Source organism: Winogradskyella ouciana (assembly GCF_965284585.1).
GTDB lineage: Bacteria > Bacteroidota > Bacteroidia > Flavobacteriales > Flavobacteriaceae > Winogradskyella > Winogradskyella ouciana.
Window position 1 is genome coordinate 2,003,598 of sequence record NZ_OZ260095.1, and the last position, 15,417, is coordinate 2,019,014.

19 protein-coding genes are annotated in these 15,417 nt (G+C 32.3%); all 19 read left to right on the forward strand.

The annotated features are described in order from the left end of the window. The first annotated feature begins 106 nt into the window (after positions 1-106). The 19 genes from ACQ65V_RS08785 to ACQ65V_RS08875 all read left to right on the forward strand — a co-directional run bounded on the left by ACQ65V_RS08785 (position 107) and on the right by ACQ65V_RS08875 (position 15,405). Positions 107-1,504: a short-chain fatty acid transporter gene (locus tag ACQ65V_RS08785; protein WP_430467613.1), complete on the forward strand. Its 1,398-nt coding sequence runs from the start codon at positions 107-109 to the stop codon at positions 1,502-1,504. 88 nt (positions 1,505-1,592) lie between these two features. After that, positions 1,593-2,318, forward strand: a complete 726-nt coding sequence (locus ACQ65V_RS08790; protein ID WP_430467614.1) for a DUF6090 family protein — start codon at positions 1,593-1,595, stop codon at positions 2,316-2,318. Between the two features lie 50 nt (positions 2,319-2,368). Further along, complete coding sequence (locus ACQ65V_RS08795) at positions 2,369-3,145, forward strand: DUF6090 family protein (protein ID WP_430467615.1); 777 nt, start codon at positions 2,369-2,371, stop codon at positions 3,143-3,145. Further along, the gene (locus ACQ65V_RS08800) at positions 3,146-3,898 is read left to right on the forward strand and encodes a DUF6090 family protein (RefSeq protein ID WP_430467616.1); all 753 of its coding nucleotides are present in this window, start codon (positions 3,146-3,148) and stop codon (positions 3,896-3,898) included. It begins immediately after the preceding gene. Beyond that, positions 3,891-4,658, forward strand: a complete 768-nt coding sequence (locus ACQ65V_RS08805; RefSeq protein ID WP_430467617.1) for a DUF6090 family protein — start codon at positions 3,891-3,893, stop codon at positions 4,656-4,658. Before ACQ65V_RS08800 ends, ACQ65V_RS08805 begins: the two co-directional genes overlap by 8 nt. Before the next feature lie 105 nt (positions 4,659-4,763). After that, positions 4,764-5,513 (forward strand): DUF6090 family protein, encoded by a 750-nt coding sequence (locus ACQ65V_RS08810; protein ID WP_430467618.1) that lies wholly within the window; start codon positions 4,764-4,766, stop codon positions 5,511-5,513. Beyond that, positions 5,510-6,262, forward strand: coding sequence for a DUF6090 family protein (locus ACQ65V_RS08815; protein WP_430467619.1), 753 nt, complete (start codon positions 5,510-5,512; stop codon positions 6,260-6,262). Before ACQ65V_RS08810 ends, ACQ65V_RS08815 begins: the two co-directional genes overlap by 4 nt. Continuing rightward, positions 6,255-7,019, forward strand: coding sequence for a hypothetical protein (locus tag ACQ65V_RS08820; RefSeq protein WP_430467620.1), 765 nt, complete (start codon positions 6,255-6,257; stop codon positions 7,017-7,019). The genes ACQ65V_RS08815 and ACQ65V_RS08820 overlap by 8 nt, the downstream gene beginning before the upstream one ends. Then, entirely contained in the window at positions 7,012-7,800 is a 789-nt protein-coding gene (locus ACQ65V_RS08825) for a DUF6090 family protein (protein WP_430467621.1), read from the forward strand. Before ACQ65V_RS08820 ends, ACQ65V_RS08825 begins: the two co-directional genes overlap by 8 nt. Beyond that, a complete protein-coding gene (locus ACQ65V_RS08830) occupies positions 7,797-8,531 on the forward strand; it encodes a DUF6090 family protein (protein WP_430467622.1) in 735 nt (244 codons plus the stop codon). Before ACQ65V_RS08825 ends, ACQ65V_RS08830 begins: the two co-directional genes overlap by 4 nt. After that, complete coding sequence (locus ACQ65V_RS08835; protein WP_155089882.1) at positions 8,528-9,280, forward strand: DUF6090 family protein; 753 nt, start codon at positions 8,528-8,530, stop codon at positions 9,278-9,280. The genes ACQ65V_RS08830 and ACQ65V_RS08835 overlap by 4 nt, the downstream gene beginning before the upstream one ends. Then, complete coding sequence (locus ACQ65V_RS08840) at positions 9,277-10,017, forward strand: DUF6090 family protein (RefSeq protein ID WP_155089881.1); 741 nt, start codon at positions 9,277-9,279, stop codon at positions 10,015-10,017. The genes ACQ65V_RS08835 and ACQ65V_RS08840 overlap by 4 nt, the downstream gene beginning before the upstream one ends. Further along, positions 10,014-10,754 (forward strand): DUF6090 family protein, encoded by a 741-nt coding sequence (locus ACQ65V_RS08845; RefSeq protein ID WP_155089880.1) that lies wholly within the window; start codon positions 10,014-10,016, stop codon positions 10,752-10,754. The genes ACQ65V_RS08840 and ACQ65V_RS08845 overlap by 4 nt, the downstream gene beginning before the upstream one ends. Next, positions 10,747-11,514: a DUF6090 family protein gene (locus tag ACQ65V_RS08850; protein ID WP_155089879.1), complete on the forward strand. Its 768-nt coding sequence runs from the start codon at positions 10,747-10,749 to the stop codon at positions 11,512-11,514. Before ACQ65V_RS08845 ends, ACQ65V_RS08850 begins: the two co-directional genes overlap by 8 nt. Before the next feature lie 111 nt (positions 11,515-11,625). Further along, positions 11,626-12,357, forward strand: a complete 732-nt coding sequence (locus tag ACQ65V_RS08855) for a DUF6090 family protein (RefSeq protein WP_155089878.1) — start codon at positions 11,626-11,628, stop codon at positions 12,355-12,357. Further along, entirely contained in the window at positions 12,350-13,102 is a 753-nt protein-coding gene (locus ACQ65V_RS08860) for a DUF6090 family protein (RefSeq protein WP_155089877.1), read from the forward strand. Before ACQ65V_RS08855 ends, ACQ65V_RS08860 begins: the two co-directional genes overlap by 8 nt. After that, a complete protein-coding gene (locus ACQ65V_RS08865; protein ID WP_155089876.1) occupies positions 13,099-13,908 on the forward strand; it encodes a DUF6090 family protein in 810 nt (269 codons plus the stop codon). Before ACQ65V_RS08860 ends, ACQ65V_RS08865 begins: the two co-directional genes overlap by 4 nt. Positions 13,909-13,945: 37 nt before the next feature. Then, entirely contained in the window at positions 13,946-14,659 is a 714-nt protein-coding gene (locus ACQ65V_RS08870; protein WP_155089875.1) for a DUF6090 family protein, read from the forward strand. Between the two features lie 5 nt (positions 14,660-14,664). Continuing rightward, on the forward strand, positions 14,665-15,405 hold the full coding sequence (locus ACQ65V_RS08875; protein ID WP_155089874.1) for a DUF6090 family protein: 741 nt from the start codon (positions 14,665-14,667) through the stop codon (positions 15,403-15,405). Positions 15,406-15,417: the final 12 nt, after the last annotated feature.

Here is a 15,417-nt window from a genome sequence, read left to right on the forward strand (position 1 = left end):
GTAAAGATATTATAAACACGAATGACAAAGAGTTAGCATCAGATGATTAAATTCTTTATACATACCGTTTAAAACATATAAATGTAATATTAAAAACCAACCTATTATGCTCACAAAATTCGGAGAAGTATCAACAAAACTATTTGAGAAATATATGCCAAATGCATTTGTATTCGCTATGTTACTTACCATTTTTACAGGATTTATTGCTTTTATCTGGCTAGATGCTTCACCCATGGAAATCGTTAAAGGTTGGTACGATGGTTTTTATTCGTTGTTAGAGTTTGGGATGCAAATTGTATTGATTATAATCACAGGGTTTGCCATAGCACTTTCTCCATTTATAAATAAAGGCATAGACAAATTGACCATTCGCCTCAAAACACCAAGGCAAGTTTACCTCATGGTGGTATTAGTAGGGACACTGTTGTCACTTATAAGTTTTGGGTGGATTGTTATTACATGTGTGTTAGCGAGAGAATTAGCAATCCGAGTTAAAGGTGTAAACTACCCTTTTTTAGTAGCCTGTGTTTACTTTAGTGGTGGAAGCTGGGTAACAGGCCTTTCTAGCTCTATTCCATTACTGTTGGGAACAGAAAATAATTATCTAATTGAAGCAGGAATCTTAACAGATATAATTCCAACCTCTTTTACACTGGGCTCTGCTTTAAACTTTGCTATGATGGCATTATATGTAATATTTGCGCCTTTAATGATTATTCTTCTTATTCCGAAAACGAAAAACATCAAACAACTCGAGGATATGTTAGAGGATAAAACGGCCCAAAAAGAACTTTCCATAAAGGATGAAGCAATTGGTTTAAACTTATCATATAAATCCGTTTCCGATAAATTAAATAATGGTGTTTTGCTTCTGTCTTGTATTGTTTTAATGGGATTAAGCTATATCATCTATCACTTTTACACCAATGGTTTTCAATTGAATTTTAATATCATGATTTTCATTTTCTTGATGATTGGCCTGGCATTGCATAAAACACCGATGCGATATGTCATTGCTATGAAACGATCTAGTAGTAATGTATCAGGTATTTTATATCAATATCCTTTTTATGCAGGTATTATGGGTATTATGCTATATACAGGTTTAGGGGAGAAGTTGGCAGAAATTATGGCCTCTGTTGCAACCATTGATACCTACCCCTTTTTCGCTTACCTCACTGGTGGAGTAATCAACTTTGCTATACCATCTGCAGGTGGCGAATTCGCTGTAGTTGGTCCAAGTATTATTGAAGCCGTTAAAGTAATTGGTGAAGGTTTGCCAACTAACGAAGTTACAGCAATGGTATCTAGAGCGTCTTTGTCCATCGCCTATGGAGAGAGTCTATCTAATGTGTTGCAACCCTTTTATTTATTGCTTGTATTTCCCATCATGGGAAAAGGCATTAAAATTCAAGCACGCGATGTCATGGGCTATTTGGTCCTTCCATTTATAGTTTTTTTTATCATCCAATCTATTTTAGTCATATGGATGCCATTATAAAATTTACCAACAAAACAGATATAACTGAAACTAAAATCAATCGCAAGGGAATTGTTTTTGGTAACTCAAAAAAAATAAAGACCTATTAATGATAAAATTCTTCCGCCAAATACGTCAATCCATGATTAAACAGAACAAAACTAAAAAGTATTTACTCTACGCTATAGGCGAAATTATCCTTGTAGTCATTGGTATTTTAATTGCGTTACAGATTAATAACTGGAATGAGGATAGAAAATTAGCCAGTTTAGAGAAAGCTATTCTCATAGATTTAAAGCAGGATCTTGTGATTACCAGAAATATAATGGATGATGATTTAAATCAAAACAAATTAAAAGTAGAACAATTGGAATCTATGATATTCAACATTGACAATAAGATACCCTACACTAAGGATATGGATACGCTTTTCAGAGCTCTTAACGCCTGGGCTAGTCCTTATATGGTTATGACAACTTATGAAATCTTTAAGGCCAAAGGAGTGGAGACCATACAAAATAAAGAGATCAAAGAAAAAACAATTACACTTTATGAGTCAACCTTCCCGTTGCTTAAAGACGATTATGATCGTGCCGAATGGGCTTTGATGGAAAGTGTCACCAATCCTTTTGTAGTCAAGTATTTTGAATACAACACATCATCTGATAAATCTGTGTTAACACCCAATAGCTACGAAGAGTTATTAGAAAATAAAGAATTTAGAAATTTAACGACTTTCGTTAAGCACCTTAGAATGGTAGGTTTAAAGACGTACTCTAATACAATTGATGATATAGAGGAGCTTATAAACTTAATTAATTCTGAAATAAAATGATGGCACTTGTAAAAACAAATTATTTAAACTTTAGGTATTAAAAATAAAAGATGATTAAATTCTTTAGACATATTCGTCAACGATTAATTAAAGAAAACCGCTTCAGCAAATATCTGCTCTACGCCATTGGCGAAATCGTTCTTGTGGTTATTGGAATTCTCATTGCCCTTCAGATTAATAATTGGAATGAACAATCTAAAACAGAACAATCTGCGAAAGAACAATTAAAATTGTTGACACAAAATGTATCTGATGATATTCAAAAACTAAAAGAGCTTAATCAATCCATTACAGCTAAAATATCGGCAGGCGAACTATTATCTCATCAATTTCAGGAAATAAAACCTTACGATAGACTCACCACTAATTATTTGGTCGAAATATTATTTGAACAAAATTTTTATAATGATAGAACAGCCTATGATAAGTTAATTTTAAGTGGAGAATATTCGGTTTTTCCCACTGAACTTCAAAATCAAATTTCTGAATATTATAGCTTATTAGACCGAGTAAAAGAGCGTGAAGAAATATCGAATACCTTTATAAAAAATGAAATAGAACCACACTATTTTAATACTTACAGTAAATATATTAGAAAAGGAAGCAATTTACATCCTTTAGTGGTTGACTATTATAAGAATGATAAAAGACAGCCAATCTTATTAGATGTTGAGCAGATTAAAAATGATAGTAAAATGGAGGGATTGAATTTTGGTAGTCTATACCAATCGCGAACGCAGCAGGAGTTTTATGAAAAAGCAATTGAAAAAGGAAATCTCATCAAGAAATTAATAGATAATTATTTAAAAACTAATGTGAAAATATAGATGATAAAATTCTTCCGTCATATACGTCAATCTATGATCAACCAGAATAGAACCAAAAAATACCTACTCTACGCCATTGGTGAAATTATCCTCGTGGTTATTGGTATTCTCATTGCATTACAGATTAATAATTGGAATGAAAACAGAAAACAAGCTCGCTATGAACGAGAATTAATTATCCAATTAAAAAAGGATTTAGAATTCAACATAAAAGACATTGAGCTTAATATAGAACTTCAAACACTCTGTATTGAATCTTGTGACATTTTAATTGACCATATAAACAACAAAGGGGTTTACCAAGATTCTCTTTTGCTACATTTTGGACAATCGGGTCTATGGACCAAAGCCATTCTTAACACAGGTGCTTACAGCACGATTAAATCAAAAGGACTCGATGTCATTTCAGACCCAGAACTAAGAGAGCTCATTTTCAATATTTATGAAGGGGACTTGGTATGGGTTAAGCAAATGGAAAATATCGTGATTGAGCAAATTGAGGACTTTCGTATTCAGAAAGGAGCACTCTATTTTAAAAAGTGGGAACCAACAGAATTAAAAAACGGCAAATTGGTTTCGGGAGAAGTGCTCTTTAAGGATTATGAATTAATAATGAAAGATAACTTCTATCAATATTTTTTACAAGGTGTTAAAACCAATTCAGAAATATTAAGGTCTGTGGAAAAAAATTATTTACAAGACCACCGAAATGCCATAAACCTTATTAATATTTACCTTAAAACAGATGATTAAATTCTTCCGCCATATACGTCAATCCATGATAAACCAGAACAGAACCAAAAAGTATTTGCTCTACGCTATAGGCGAAATCATCCTTGTAGTCATTGGAATTCTCATTGCATTACAGATTAATAATTGGAATGAAGAACGTAAATTAAAACAGCAGGAAGACACCTATTATTGTAAAATACTTGAAGATCTTAGAGCCGATATTAATAATATAGATAGCACTATTGTTTCTTTAGACAAACGACAAATAGCAGCTAAAAGACTTCTTACTAAATTGTTAAAAATACAAGAAGATAAAACAGTGATACTAGCTGACTATATCTCTGCACTGAGGTCTAGGCAATTTTTCCCTACGAAAGCTGCTATCAATGACATTACCTCATCAGGTAAGCTAGAAAATCTAAAAAATGAAACCTTAAAAGAAGCAATTTTAGACTTCTACACCAATCAAAACTATGCATTAGGAGTTGTTGACAAGAATAATGATCAATTAGCACCCAAGGTTTTTCAATATCAAGATTATACTGATTTTGGTATTCAAGAATTACCATTGTATAGGAGTATTTATGGGGAGGAACTTCAAAATCTTTTAAAAAGTACTGAGTGGCAAAAAGACCCTAAAAGCTATTTATTTCGTAATCTAAGAGACCACATGAATATGACATTAATTATCTGTGAACGTGAGAAAGACTTACTTCATAGTGTAAAAACCTCTGCAATTGAGCTTAGTCAGCTCATTAAACCATTTTGTAAAACCAAATGATTAAATTTTTCAGATTATCAAAACGAAATTTTGTAAAACAAAATCAAAGGTCTAGTAGACCTTTGGTTGAGATAGCCGCTTGCGGAAAAAATAGAACCTAAAACTATGATAAAGTTCTTTAGACAAATAAGATTTAAATTAATGGAGACCGGTAAAACTGGTAAATATCTTAAATACGCCATTGGCGAAATCATCCTCGTTGTAATTGGGATCCTTATTGCGTTACAGTTTAACAACTGGAATACCGACATGCAAACCAAGGAGGTGCAAATAAAGTATCTCAATGAAATTGCCAATAATTTAAAAGCAGATTTAGAAGATGTAAGATTTAATATAGATTTTAATGAAACAAGGCTTAATGCAAGCCGAATTGTTTTAAATAGTCTTAATAACAACGTTACATATTCAGATTCATTAGATGTCTATTATGGGAGCTTACTTTATACAACAAGATCTGTGGTTAACTATAGTGCCTATGAAACGTTAAAATCTAAGGGGCTAGAAATAGTTACTAATGACAGTTTAAGAAAAGCAATTACAAAACTTTATTCTTTCTATTACCAAAATGTAATTGATTTTGAAATTCAAGATGACCATGCTATGCAATATCAGATTGTAATGCCAACTGTATTAAGCAGAATTGAGGTCAGAAAAAAAGATAATAATTCCATAACTGGCGAACAGTTAGGAAAACCAATCAATTTTGAGACACTTAAAAATGACGTAGAATTCAAAAATGCCATTGTAATGAATGAAGACCTGAGAGTGTATATGCTTAATAACTATAGACAATTAGAGCAAAATATACTAGAATGTACTGGGCTAATCAATGATGAATTAGAAAATTTAAGATGATTAAATTCTTCCGCCACATAAGACAATCCATGATAAACCAGAACAGAACTAGAAAGTATCTGCTCTACGCCATTGGCGAAATCATCCTTGTGGTCATTGGTATTCTCATTGCATTACAGATAAATAACTGGAACGAAGAAAGAAAAACAACTGCTAATTTAAATAAAGCACTGAAAGCTTTAAAAACCGATCTGGTTCAAGATTCACTATTAATTGCCAATCATCTACCAGACGTAAACTATCAATATCAACTCAATGAATCGTTGAGAGCGCGCATGGCAAAGCCCAAAGCAACGGTTGATACACTATTGAAAATTACCCGAAACGAATTCAACCCAAATTGGAACAATCCTATTTTTTACAATACCAATGCCTATAAAAGTTTAAATGATACAGGACTCATTGATGTAATGAATGATTCCCTTAAAGCCCATATAAAAGATTATTACAATGGTAAATTTTACCGAGAAGGTATGGTTGAGAGTATTACCAAAGATTACAGGGAAAAGTTGGCGCAGTATGTGGATACATACACTTTTGGCTCTACCGACTTGCACGATCAAGGAAAGCTTATTGATTCCTTAGTCTGGAAAACTATAGATCTAGCGCACTTGGCAGCCTCATTTCAAGGGATAAGTAATTTTAAGCGTATTCTTTTTAGACTGACCAAAGACGAAATGGAATATTCCTTAAGTCACTCAAAAGGGCTAATACAACATATTGATCAAAACCTAGATGCTAATGATTAAATTCTTCCGTCATATCCGTCAAAACCTAATTATGAAAAATCAAACAGGCAAATACTTTAAATATGCCATTGGTGAAATACTTCTAGTGGTGATTGGGATTTTAATTGCACTTTGGATTAATAATTTAAATCAAGAACATCAGCAATCTAAAGAACGGTCTATTTTAATTGACAATATAAAACAAGAACTCAACGAAAATTTAAATTTATTTACGGAAAGAACTGAACGTTTAAATGAGATGAATAAGAACATCATTGAAGTCATGAATTTTTCTGCTACTTCAAAAACGAATAAATCCACAGATAGCTTAAGACAGTATATTTCGGAAATACTTACTGTTGAAGTAGCGGTACTAAATAACTCAATACTGAGTAGCGCTAAGTCTTCTGGTAAATTTAGTTTACTTTCACAAGAGATTACAACTGCACTTGCCGATTATGAGACCACTACTACAAATTATCTTAAATTCTTAGATAAAACTACTTTAGAGTTTAAGGAGGACTGGACTAACTCAATAATTAAATTTAATTCTTTAACTGACTTCCATAATCGTTTTTATGCAGATACACCTTTGATAAATCATCCGGAATTAGCTTTAGATGAAGAGACATTTATTGCGTATATAAAAAATCCTAAAACCTATAAGTTACTTCATAGGTACTACACAAAATATATGGTAGAAACAGGATGGCTTAGAGGATTACAAAACAGTATTGAATCTACAATTGAAATAATAGATACAGAAATCAATGATTAAATTCTTCCGAAAAATCCGCTATAACCTCATGGAACAAAACAAAACAGGCAAATATTTTAAATACGCCATTGGTGAAATTGTCCTCGTAGTCATTGGGATCCTTATCGCCTTGCAGATCAATAATTGGAATCAAAAACGTTTAGAGCGTATTGAAGAGAAATTGATATTGACTAATCTCAAAGAGGATTTTGAGGAAGCCATCACAGAGTTCGAATTTTTAAACGATATCCGAAATAATATAATTTCGGCTGCTACAATTATATATAACAAACAGCCAGAAGAGGTTACAAACTACAGTTCAAAATATTTAGACAGTTTATTCTTCAGAACGATGAGTGGGCCAACTTATAATAACCAAGCTGGTTCATTAAATCTGCTTTTAACCTCTGGTAAAATTAATCTAATTGCTAAAGAAAATCTTAAAAAGAAATTAATTCAATGGCCAGGAGATGTGGCTGACATGATAGAAGATGAAGTTGCTCATTTTGATTTGTATCTGCAATATTCAGCAATTTTAGATAACTACATTTGTTGGAACGACGTATTTAAGACGAAATTAGCTAATGATGTCGGACTTCGTTTTGGGGCAGAAAGAATTAAAAGCTTAAGCGAGGGAGGTAGACTCACAAGTGATTATAAGGCTATACTAGAAAACAAAGTTTTTTTAAACATGTTAAACAGAAGAGCTGTTTTTTGCCAATTAACTAAAAATGAAACTATAGAACTTATAAAAAAGGCTCAAGACATAATTTCTATAATAGACAAAGAACTTTCTAAATGATTAAATTATTCCGTCATATTCGTCGCTCACTAATTAACCAAAACAAAATGGGTAAATACTTTAAATATGCTATTGGCGAAATCATCCTAGTAGTAATAGGAATTCTCATTGCTTTGCAGGTTAATAATTGGAATGAGGAAAGAAAAGCAAATAACGAATTGCTGAATATTAAAGAAAACCTTTTACAAGAATTTGAAGCTAACCGTAATGAGTTACAAAACGTATTAAAGTCTGTAGACTATACAAAAAATGGAGGATTAGACATATTGGCTGTCATAGGTGAAGAAAAAATTAATGTTTCGGAAGAAGAATTTAATAAGATGATTGAGAAGTCTCTTTTTTTTCCTACTTGGAAGCCAAAAAATTTCACGCTTAATGAACTAAAAAACACAGGTAAATTAATATTGATTAAAAATGATACACTTAAAAGACTACTATTTAATTGGGAAAAGCATATAAGTATCATAGAAGAATGGAATCGAAGAGTAGAAAAAAGTTCTCAAGACATTATAGATTATATAAAAGCGTATGGCTCTATACGTAACATAAACCACAAGCGTATAGAAACCGAAGCATCCTCATTGAATGTGAGTAATATGGCACTGTTTGATGACGTGAGGTTTGAGAATCAAATAGACGAAAAAGTTTTATATGCACAATTTATGAAACAATATTTAGAGGAAGCTGACGACATTATTTCAGAAATTTTAGAAAAAGTGACACAACAATGATAAAGTTTTTCCGCCATATTCGCCAATCCATGATAAATCAGAACAGAACCAAAAAATATTTGCTCTATGCTATTGGTGAAATCATTCTCGTGGTCATTGGGATTCTTATTGCGCTGCAGATTAATAATTGGAATGAAAACAGAAAGCTCGTAAAGGCCGAAATAAAAGCGCTAAAAGAATTACAGGAAGGGTTCAAGGCAGATACTTTAGATTTGAATATAAATATTGAAGCCCTTACCAAGGCATCTAGATCTGGTACTATAATTTTAAAACAATTAAAATCCAATGCGCCTTATCACGATTCTTTAAGTCTCCATTTTGCATCGGCATTACAGCTCACCCGACTTATTAGCAATGATGGACCCTACGATATGTTAAAAACAAAAGGTTTAGATTTAATTTCGAATGATTCATTGCGAAAAAAAATTATCAATATGCACGATAACAGATATGAATCCTTGCGTATCTGGGAAAAAGGTTTCTTCGTCTCGGACCGCTACATTCAAGAACAATGTATCGAATTGTTTGATGTAGTCCAGTTTTTCGATTTAAGCCACGAAGGCATCATTGATGCAAGAATGGTTCCACACGATTATGAAGCGCTAAAAACCAATAAAAGGTATCAAACAATGATTAGAACGTATGCCACCCAAAGCAGATTGTTCTTGATGTATACAATGAGTATCAAGGCAAAATTAAAAGCCATAATAAATGATATTAATAACGAATTGAAAGCACTCTCCCAATGATAAAATTTTTCCGCCATATACGTCAGACTATGATAAACCAGAACAGAACCAAAAAATATTTGCTCTATGCGATTGGTGAAATCATACTCGTGGTTATTGGAATTCTCATTGCGCTGCAGATCAACAATTGGAATGAAAATAGGAAAAATCAAATTATAGAAACAAGCTATCTACAGAACTTATTAAAAGATCTAAAAAGAGATAGTGTTAGTTATGTTAACGGATGGGTATTGCGGTATGATTCTAAGCTCAATGGACTCCGTTTGGCAAAAGACTATTTTTATGGCGATTATAAGCCTAAGGACACTATTGAATTTGTTGGTTCGATAGGTAAAGGCGGTATTGGTAGCATAGGCGGAATACCCATGAATGACAACACATTCAGGGATCTTATAAGTACTGGTAATCTAAGCCTCATCCAAAATGAGGCTATTCGCAATAGCATTTCTGGTTATTATAGTTACATCGAATTTTCAAGATCATATCTTGATAATCTCAAAACAGATTATGCAGGCAGAATAAATTCTTTAATTCCATACGTTCCCTCTGATCCTAAAAACATGGATCCAAGAGATTTGAAATTAGTTTTTAAATCATTAAAACAACCAGACTTTATTGGACTTATAAATCAAGAAATTACCTATGGCCACGCACTAAACAGAAGATACGTCGTTCAATACAAAGAATCATTATCAATAAGAGACTCAATTGTAAACTATTTAAATAAAAATCGATGATTAAATTCTTCCGAAACATACGTCAAAGTCTCCTGTCTGAAAATAAATTCAACAAGTATTTAATTTACGCCATCGGCGAAATTATTCTGGTGGTTATTGGGATTTTAATTGCATTGCAGATTAATAATTGGAAAGAACAGCGTAATAATAGTGAGTTAGAAAATGAGATGCGAGCAAATTTTAACTCAGAGTTTAGCAATAACTTAATAAAAATTAAGAAAAGCATTCGCCAATATGAGGAGACAGAAGAGGCTATTCGGTATCTAATGTCAAAAATGAAGGCAGATGAAAAGGAACTTCAAAAAGAAAATATAGACAGCTTACTGGCAGCTGCAGTAGACGTTTTTGAATATCACCCAACACAGAATACCTTGACAGAAATCTTATCCACAGGCAACCTAAACCTTATTACAAATGATTCCCTTAGACACGAGCTTCTTAATTGGTCTGCTGAGTTTGACGAATTAGATGAGGCCTGGAAAACTTTAGATGACTTTAACCAGCATATGGTAATACCATATCTAACCGAAAATGCATCCATGAAAAATATTGACAAGTATTCTCTAATGGCTTGGGAAGAATCATCCAAGTTTAATGTGGATTATGTAAAGCTATTTAATGATATTGAATTTGAAAACCAATTAGATAACTTAGGATGGGCAGTAGTAAATTATAGATTGGTATTGAGCCGATTAGAGAAGTTGATAAATAAAATAATTCTATTAACGAATGATTAAATTTTTCCGTCAAATAAGATATAACCTCATGGAACAAAACAAAAAAGGAAAGTACCTTAAATACGCCATTGGCGAAATTATACTAGTGGTCATTGGTATTCTTCTAGCACTCCAAATCAATAATTGGAATACCAACAGGCTAGAAAGAAATGAAGAACAACAAATTCTTAAATCCCTTAAAGATGATTTTGAAGAGACCAGTACCAATTTAGATGAAACCATAAAGAAACAAACAAGAGTGGTTGAATATTGCCGACAACTTATTAGTGAGATGCGAAGAGGTAATACAGAAATTGACTTAAATACACTGGGTGAGTATATCTATAGAGGTGCTTTTTCCTATTGGCGGATAGAACCCGTTAATGGTACTTATGATGCCATGATAGGTTCTGGTAAAACGGGAACCATACAAAATCAAAACCTTGTACAACTGTTGGCAAAATTTTCCGCAGAAGTAAAATTTGGCTTTGAGGACGAAACCATGGCTGTGGCTCTTGCCACCGCATTGGTAGATAAATCCAGTCATTATTCAACAAAACTGTTTCCAGAAGTTTTGCATGGTTATCTTAAGTGGGAAGAACAATCAATTAGTGAAAGTGAAAAGCTAATGGTAATTGAGCAGCATATGAACAACGAAACATTTTTGGGTAATTTAATAATGAAGTTTGGTTTAGAGCAAAACAGGCTAGATTACCAAAATGCTATAAAGGAATTAACTAACAATATTCTCGCGGAATTGAATGAAGAATTAGCAAAATAACATGATTAAGTTTTTTAGATTATCGAAACTAAATTTTGCAAAGCAAAATCAAATGTCCTGTGGACATTTGGTTGAGATAGCCGCTTGCGGAAACAATAAAATAAGATAATTATGATTCAATTCTTTCGTAAAATCCGCAATAACATGATTAAAGAAAATCGTTTTTCAAAATACCTGCTCTACGCCATCGGAGAAATCATCCTTGTGGTTATTGGGATATTAATAGCGCTACAAATCAATAATTGGAATAATAACCGCTTAAACAAAAATCTTGAAAAAAGAACCTTAATTAGTTTAAAAAGCGACCTTAATCTTCAAGAGAAAATAATTCAAAGACAAATAGATAAGGAAAACTTTTTTATGGCCTATGCAGACTCTTGTCTTAATATGCTTAATTCTAATATTGAGGTTAAGAGACTTGCAGTTCTGCTAGACACCCTTTCTGTACGTCTAACGTTTGTGGCCAACAAGGCCACTTTTAATAATATGGGTACTGGAGGAAAGACAGCCGTAATAAGCAATCCGCAATTACATAAAGATATAGTGGAGTACTATCAGTTTTTGGATTATACCGAGTCGGTTGTAAATCATAACAATCTATATAGAGTGAATAGTCAGTTTGGGACCTATGTGCTAAATAATAAATTGGGAATTAATCTTAGGGATAACGGTACGCTTTATCTTAAAAACGATTTAATGCCAGATCAAAAATATGAATTGTTTAAGCAATTAGAGGGTAGGAGCTATAGTGCAGAAAATAGTAGAAATAAATGCGAACTTTTATTAGAGCGCACCAAATATTTAATTGATTTAATAGATAAAGAATTAGAAAACCGTGATTAAATTTTTTAGACATATCCGTCAATCCATGATAAATCAGAACAGAACCAAAAAATATCTGCTCTATGCCATTGGTGAAATTATTCTCGTGGTCATTGGGATCCTTATAGCTCTTCAAATTAATAATTGGAATGAAAACAGAAAGCTCGTAAAGGCCGAAATAAAAGCGCTAAAAGAATTACAGGAAGGGTTTAAGGCAGATACTTTAGATTTGAATATAAATATTGAAGCCCTTACCAAGGCATCTAGATCTGGTACTATAATTTTAAAACAATTAAAATCCGATGCGCCTTATCACGATTCTTTAAGTCTCCATTTTGCATCGGCATTACAGCTCACCCGACTTATTAGCAATGATGGACCCTACGATATGTTAAAAACAAAAGGTTTAGATTTAATTTCTAATGATTCATTGCGAAAAAAAATTATCAATATGCACGATAACAGATATGAATCCTTGCGTATCTGGGAAAAAGGTTTCTTCGTCTCGGACCGCTACATTCAAGAACAATGTATCGAATTGTTTGATGTAGTCCAGTTTTTCGATTTAAGCCACGAAGGCATCATTGATGCAAGAATGGTTCCACACGATTATGAAGCGCTAAAAACCAATAAAAGGTATCAAACAATGATTAGAACGTATGCCACCCAAAGCAGATTGTTCTTGATGTATACAATGAGTATCAAGGCAAAATTAAAAGCCATAATAAATGATATTAATAACGAATTGAAAGCACTCTCCCAATGATAAAATTTTTCCGCCATATTCGTCAATCCATGATAAACCAAAACAGAACCAAAAAATATTTGCTCTATGCGATTGGTGAAATCATACTCGTGGTTATTGGGATACTCATTGCGCTTCAGATTAATAATTGGAATGAAAATAAAAAATTGCGCAATCAGGAAATTACATATCTACACAATTTAAAGGGCGATTTAAAAACTCAGATAAGTATGTTAGATGTCTATATTGATTATGAAAATATTATAATCGACCATTCAAATGATATTATTGAGCATTTCGAATTGAATGGAGGTTTTGATGATATGGACAGTGTTTTTCCAAAATTGAATGATCTAACAACACGCTGGACATTTTCTAATGCAAACACAACGCTTTTACAGATGTTGAATTCTAATCAAATTAATATCATTCAAAATACAGAGTTAAAAGAGGAGCTCATAGCCTTTAATCAACAAATAGACTTATTTGCCAAAAACACAAATATCAACAACACCAATCTCGTAGATAACTTAACAACTGACACTTTTGTTAAAGTAGGTGGATTTGCTTCTTATGGGAATTCTGAGAGAATGGTTAAAAAATTCAATGACTTTTATCCTTTCAAAAATAAAACAGTCAATGATAATGAGCTTAAAGCGCTAGCAATTCAAATCATAAACCAACCCAAAAACAAACTAGAGATTATAAACAAAGTGTCGTATAGGAACACGATATCTAGTTTACAAAAATCAGGTAACGAAGCTTTAAGAGTGAGAACAGAACAAATCTTAAAAATGATTAATAATGAAATTGATATGAGTAACTAAGATGATAAAATTTTTTAGACATATTAGATATAAACTTATGGAAGAAAACAGAACCAAAAAATATCTGCTCTATGCCATTGGTGAAATCATTCTCGTCGTAATAGGGATTCTCATTGCACTACAAATCAATAATTGGAATGAAAATAGAAAAATTAATTTAGAAGAAGATAAAATTCTTTTAAATCTCACAACAGATTTAAAGCAGGCCTTACAGGAATCTAAAAGTCAAATTATCAGAGAGCAAACCATATCAAAAAGCCTTCAAATTATTTTAACCGATTCACCAGAAAGAGAACGATATTTTGACCATTCTAAGGCAGATTCTCTTTTTTATGAGTCTTTTTTAAGTTTACAAACTACTTCACCAATTATTCAAACCTATAGTGATATTAAATCTTCGGGCAAGGTATCGCTAATAACAAATCAACAAATTAAGGATAGACTAACTAAACTGGAAAACTCAATGACTGATCTTCGTTTTCAAGTCGATGATAACATGACCGTCCAACAACTTAATGTCGATAAGGTTACTATAAAATACCTTGATATCGTAAAAATGCTAAATGAAAGAAACCCCAAATTTAAGCTTACTGAAATTGGCCAAAATGATTATCGGACATTATTGCAAAACAAAGAAATAACGAGTACGCTTGCACTGAAACTATTAGTTGTTGACAATTTGATTGGTGAACGTATAGTATTGCATAATGATATTAAAAGCTTAATAAGCTTAATTGAGAATGAACTTTAAAACCAATGATTAAATTTTTCCGTCACATACGTCAATCTATGATAAACCAAAACAGAACCAAAAAGTACTTGTTGTATGCTATAGGCGAAATCGTCCTTGTGGTCATTGGGATTCTTATTGCGCTTCAAATCAACAATTGGAATGACGAAAGAAAAACAAAAAATCTGGAAGAGAAAATACTCAAAGAACTTCATGTTAATTTAAGTATGGATCTCGAAGAATTACAAGACGATGTGTCCTATATGGACAATATAAATAGTGCAAGTTTAGATGTTAGAGAATTTATTAAGAATAATGAATTCCCTAACGATTCGATTTTTAAAGTCATTTCTATTCTTAGAGTTACACCTCATTTTGATCCTAACAAAAGTGGATATCAATTATTGCAATCTAAAGGTGTAGAAGTAATTTCAAACGATAGTTTAAGAAATGATATTTCTCTGCTTTACGAAAGGTCTTATCCTTACTACAAAAGGTACGAGGAGGAGCGTTTGCGTTTTCATGCATTACATAGCGAACCACTATTATTGAAATATTTCACTATGCAATTCAATTTAAGCAGAAAATACTATGGAGATTTTAAAATTTCTCAGGAAGATTACAACAAAATAAGAACTGATGATGCTTTTCTGAAATTATTATCTGCAATAGCTTTTGAGAATGCGGCAGTTCAAAACAGAGGTGAGGGAGTAATAAAAAATATTGAATCGCTTTTAAATTCTATTGAAAAGGAACTCTCTGATTAAATGTAATAATGA

Bases quoted from the DNA above. Each gene is read 5' to 3' on its own strand.
- ACQ65V_RS08785 (WP_430467613.1), top strand. From the start codon at position 107: ATGCTCACAAAATTCGGAGAAGTATCAACAAAACTATTTGAGAAATAT.
- ACQ65V_RS08790 (WP_430467614.1), top strand. From the start codon at position 1,593: ATGATAAAATTCTTCCGCCAAATACGTCAATCCATGATTAAACAGAAC.
- ACQ65V_RS08795 (WP_430467615.1), top strand. From the start codon at position 2,369: ATGATTAAATTCTTTAGACATATTCGTCAACGATTAATTAAAGAAAAC.
- ACQ65V_RS08800 (WP_430467616.1), top strand. From the start codon at position 3,146: ATGATAAAATTCTTCCGTCATATACGTCAATCTATGATCAACCAGAAT.
- ACQ65V_RS08805 (WP_430467617.1), top strand. From the start codon at position 3,891: ATGATTAAATTCTTCCGCCATATACGTCAATCCATGATAAACCAGAAC.
- ACQ65V_RS08810 (WP_430467618.1), top strand. From the start codon at position 4,764: ATGATAAAGTTCTTTAGACAAATAAGATTTAAATTAATGGAGACCGGT.
- ACQ65V_RS08815 (WP_430467619.1), top strand. From the start codon at position 5,510: ATGATTAAATTCTTCCGCCACATAAGACAATCCATGATAAACCAGAAC.
- ACQ65V_RS08820 (WP_430467620.1), top strand. From the start codon at position 6,255: ATGATTAAATTCTTCCGTCATATCCGTCAAAACCTAATTATGAAAAAT.
- ACQ65V_RS08825 (WP_430467621.1), top strand. From the start codon at position 7,012: ATGATTAAATTCTTCCGAAAAATCCGCTATAACCTCATGGAACAAAAC.
- ACQ65V_RS08830 (WP_430467622.1), top strand. From the start codon at position 7,797: ATGATTAAATTATTCCGTCATATTCGTCGCTCACTAATTAACCAAAAC.
- ACQ65V_RS08835 (WP_155089882.1), top strand. From the start codon at position 8,528: ATGATAAAGTTTTTCCGCCATATTCGCCAATCCATGATAAATCAGAAC.
- ACQ65V_RS08840 (WP_155089881.1), top strand. From the start codon at position 9,277: ATGATAAAATTTTTCCGCCATATACGTCAGACTATGATAAACCAGAAC.
- ACQ65V_RS08845 (WP_155089880.1), top strand. From the start codon at position 10,014: ATGATTAAATTCTTCCGAAACATACGTCAAAGTCTCCTGTCTGAAAAT.
- ACQ65V_RS08850 (WP_155089879.1), top strand. From the start codon at position 10,747: ATGATTAAATTTTTCCGTCAAATAAGATATAACCTCATGGAACAAAAC.
- ACQ65V_RS08855 (WP_155089878.1), top strand. From the start codon at position 11,626: ATGATTCAATTCTTTCGTAAAATCCGCAATAACATGATTAAAGAAAAT.
- ACQ65V_RS08865 (WP_155089876.1), top strand. From the start codon at position 13,099: ATGATAAAATTTTTCCGCCATATTCGTCAATCCATGATAAACCAAAAC.
- ACQ65V_RS08870 (WP_155089875.1), top strand. From the start codon at position 13,946: ATGGAAGAAAACAGAACCAAAAAATATCTGCTCTATGCCATTGGTGAA.
- ACQ65V_RS08875 (WP_155089874.1), top strand. From the start codon at position 14,665: ATGATTAAATTTTTCCGTCACATACGTCAATCTATGATAAACCAAAAC.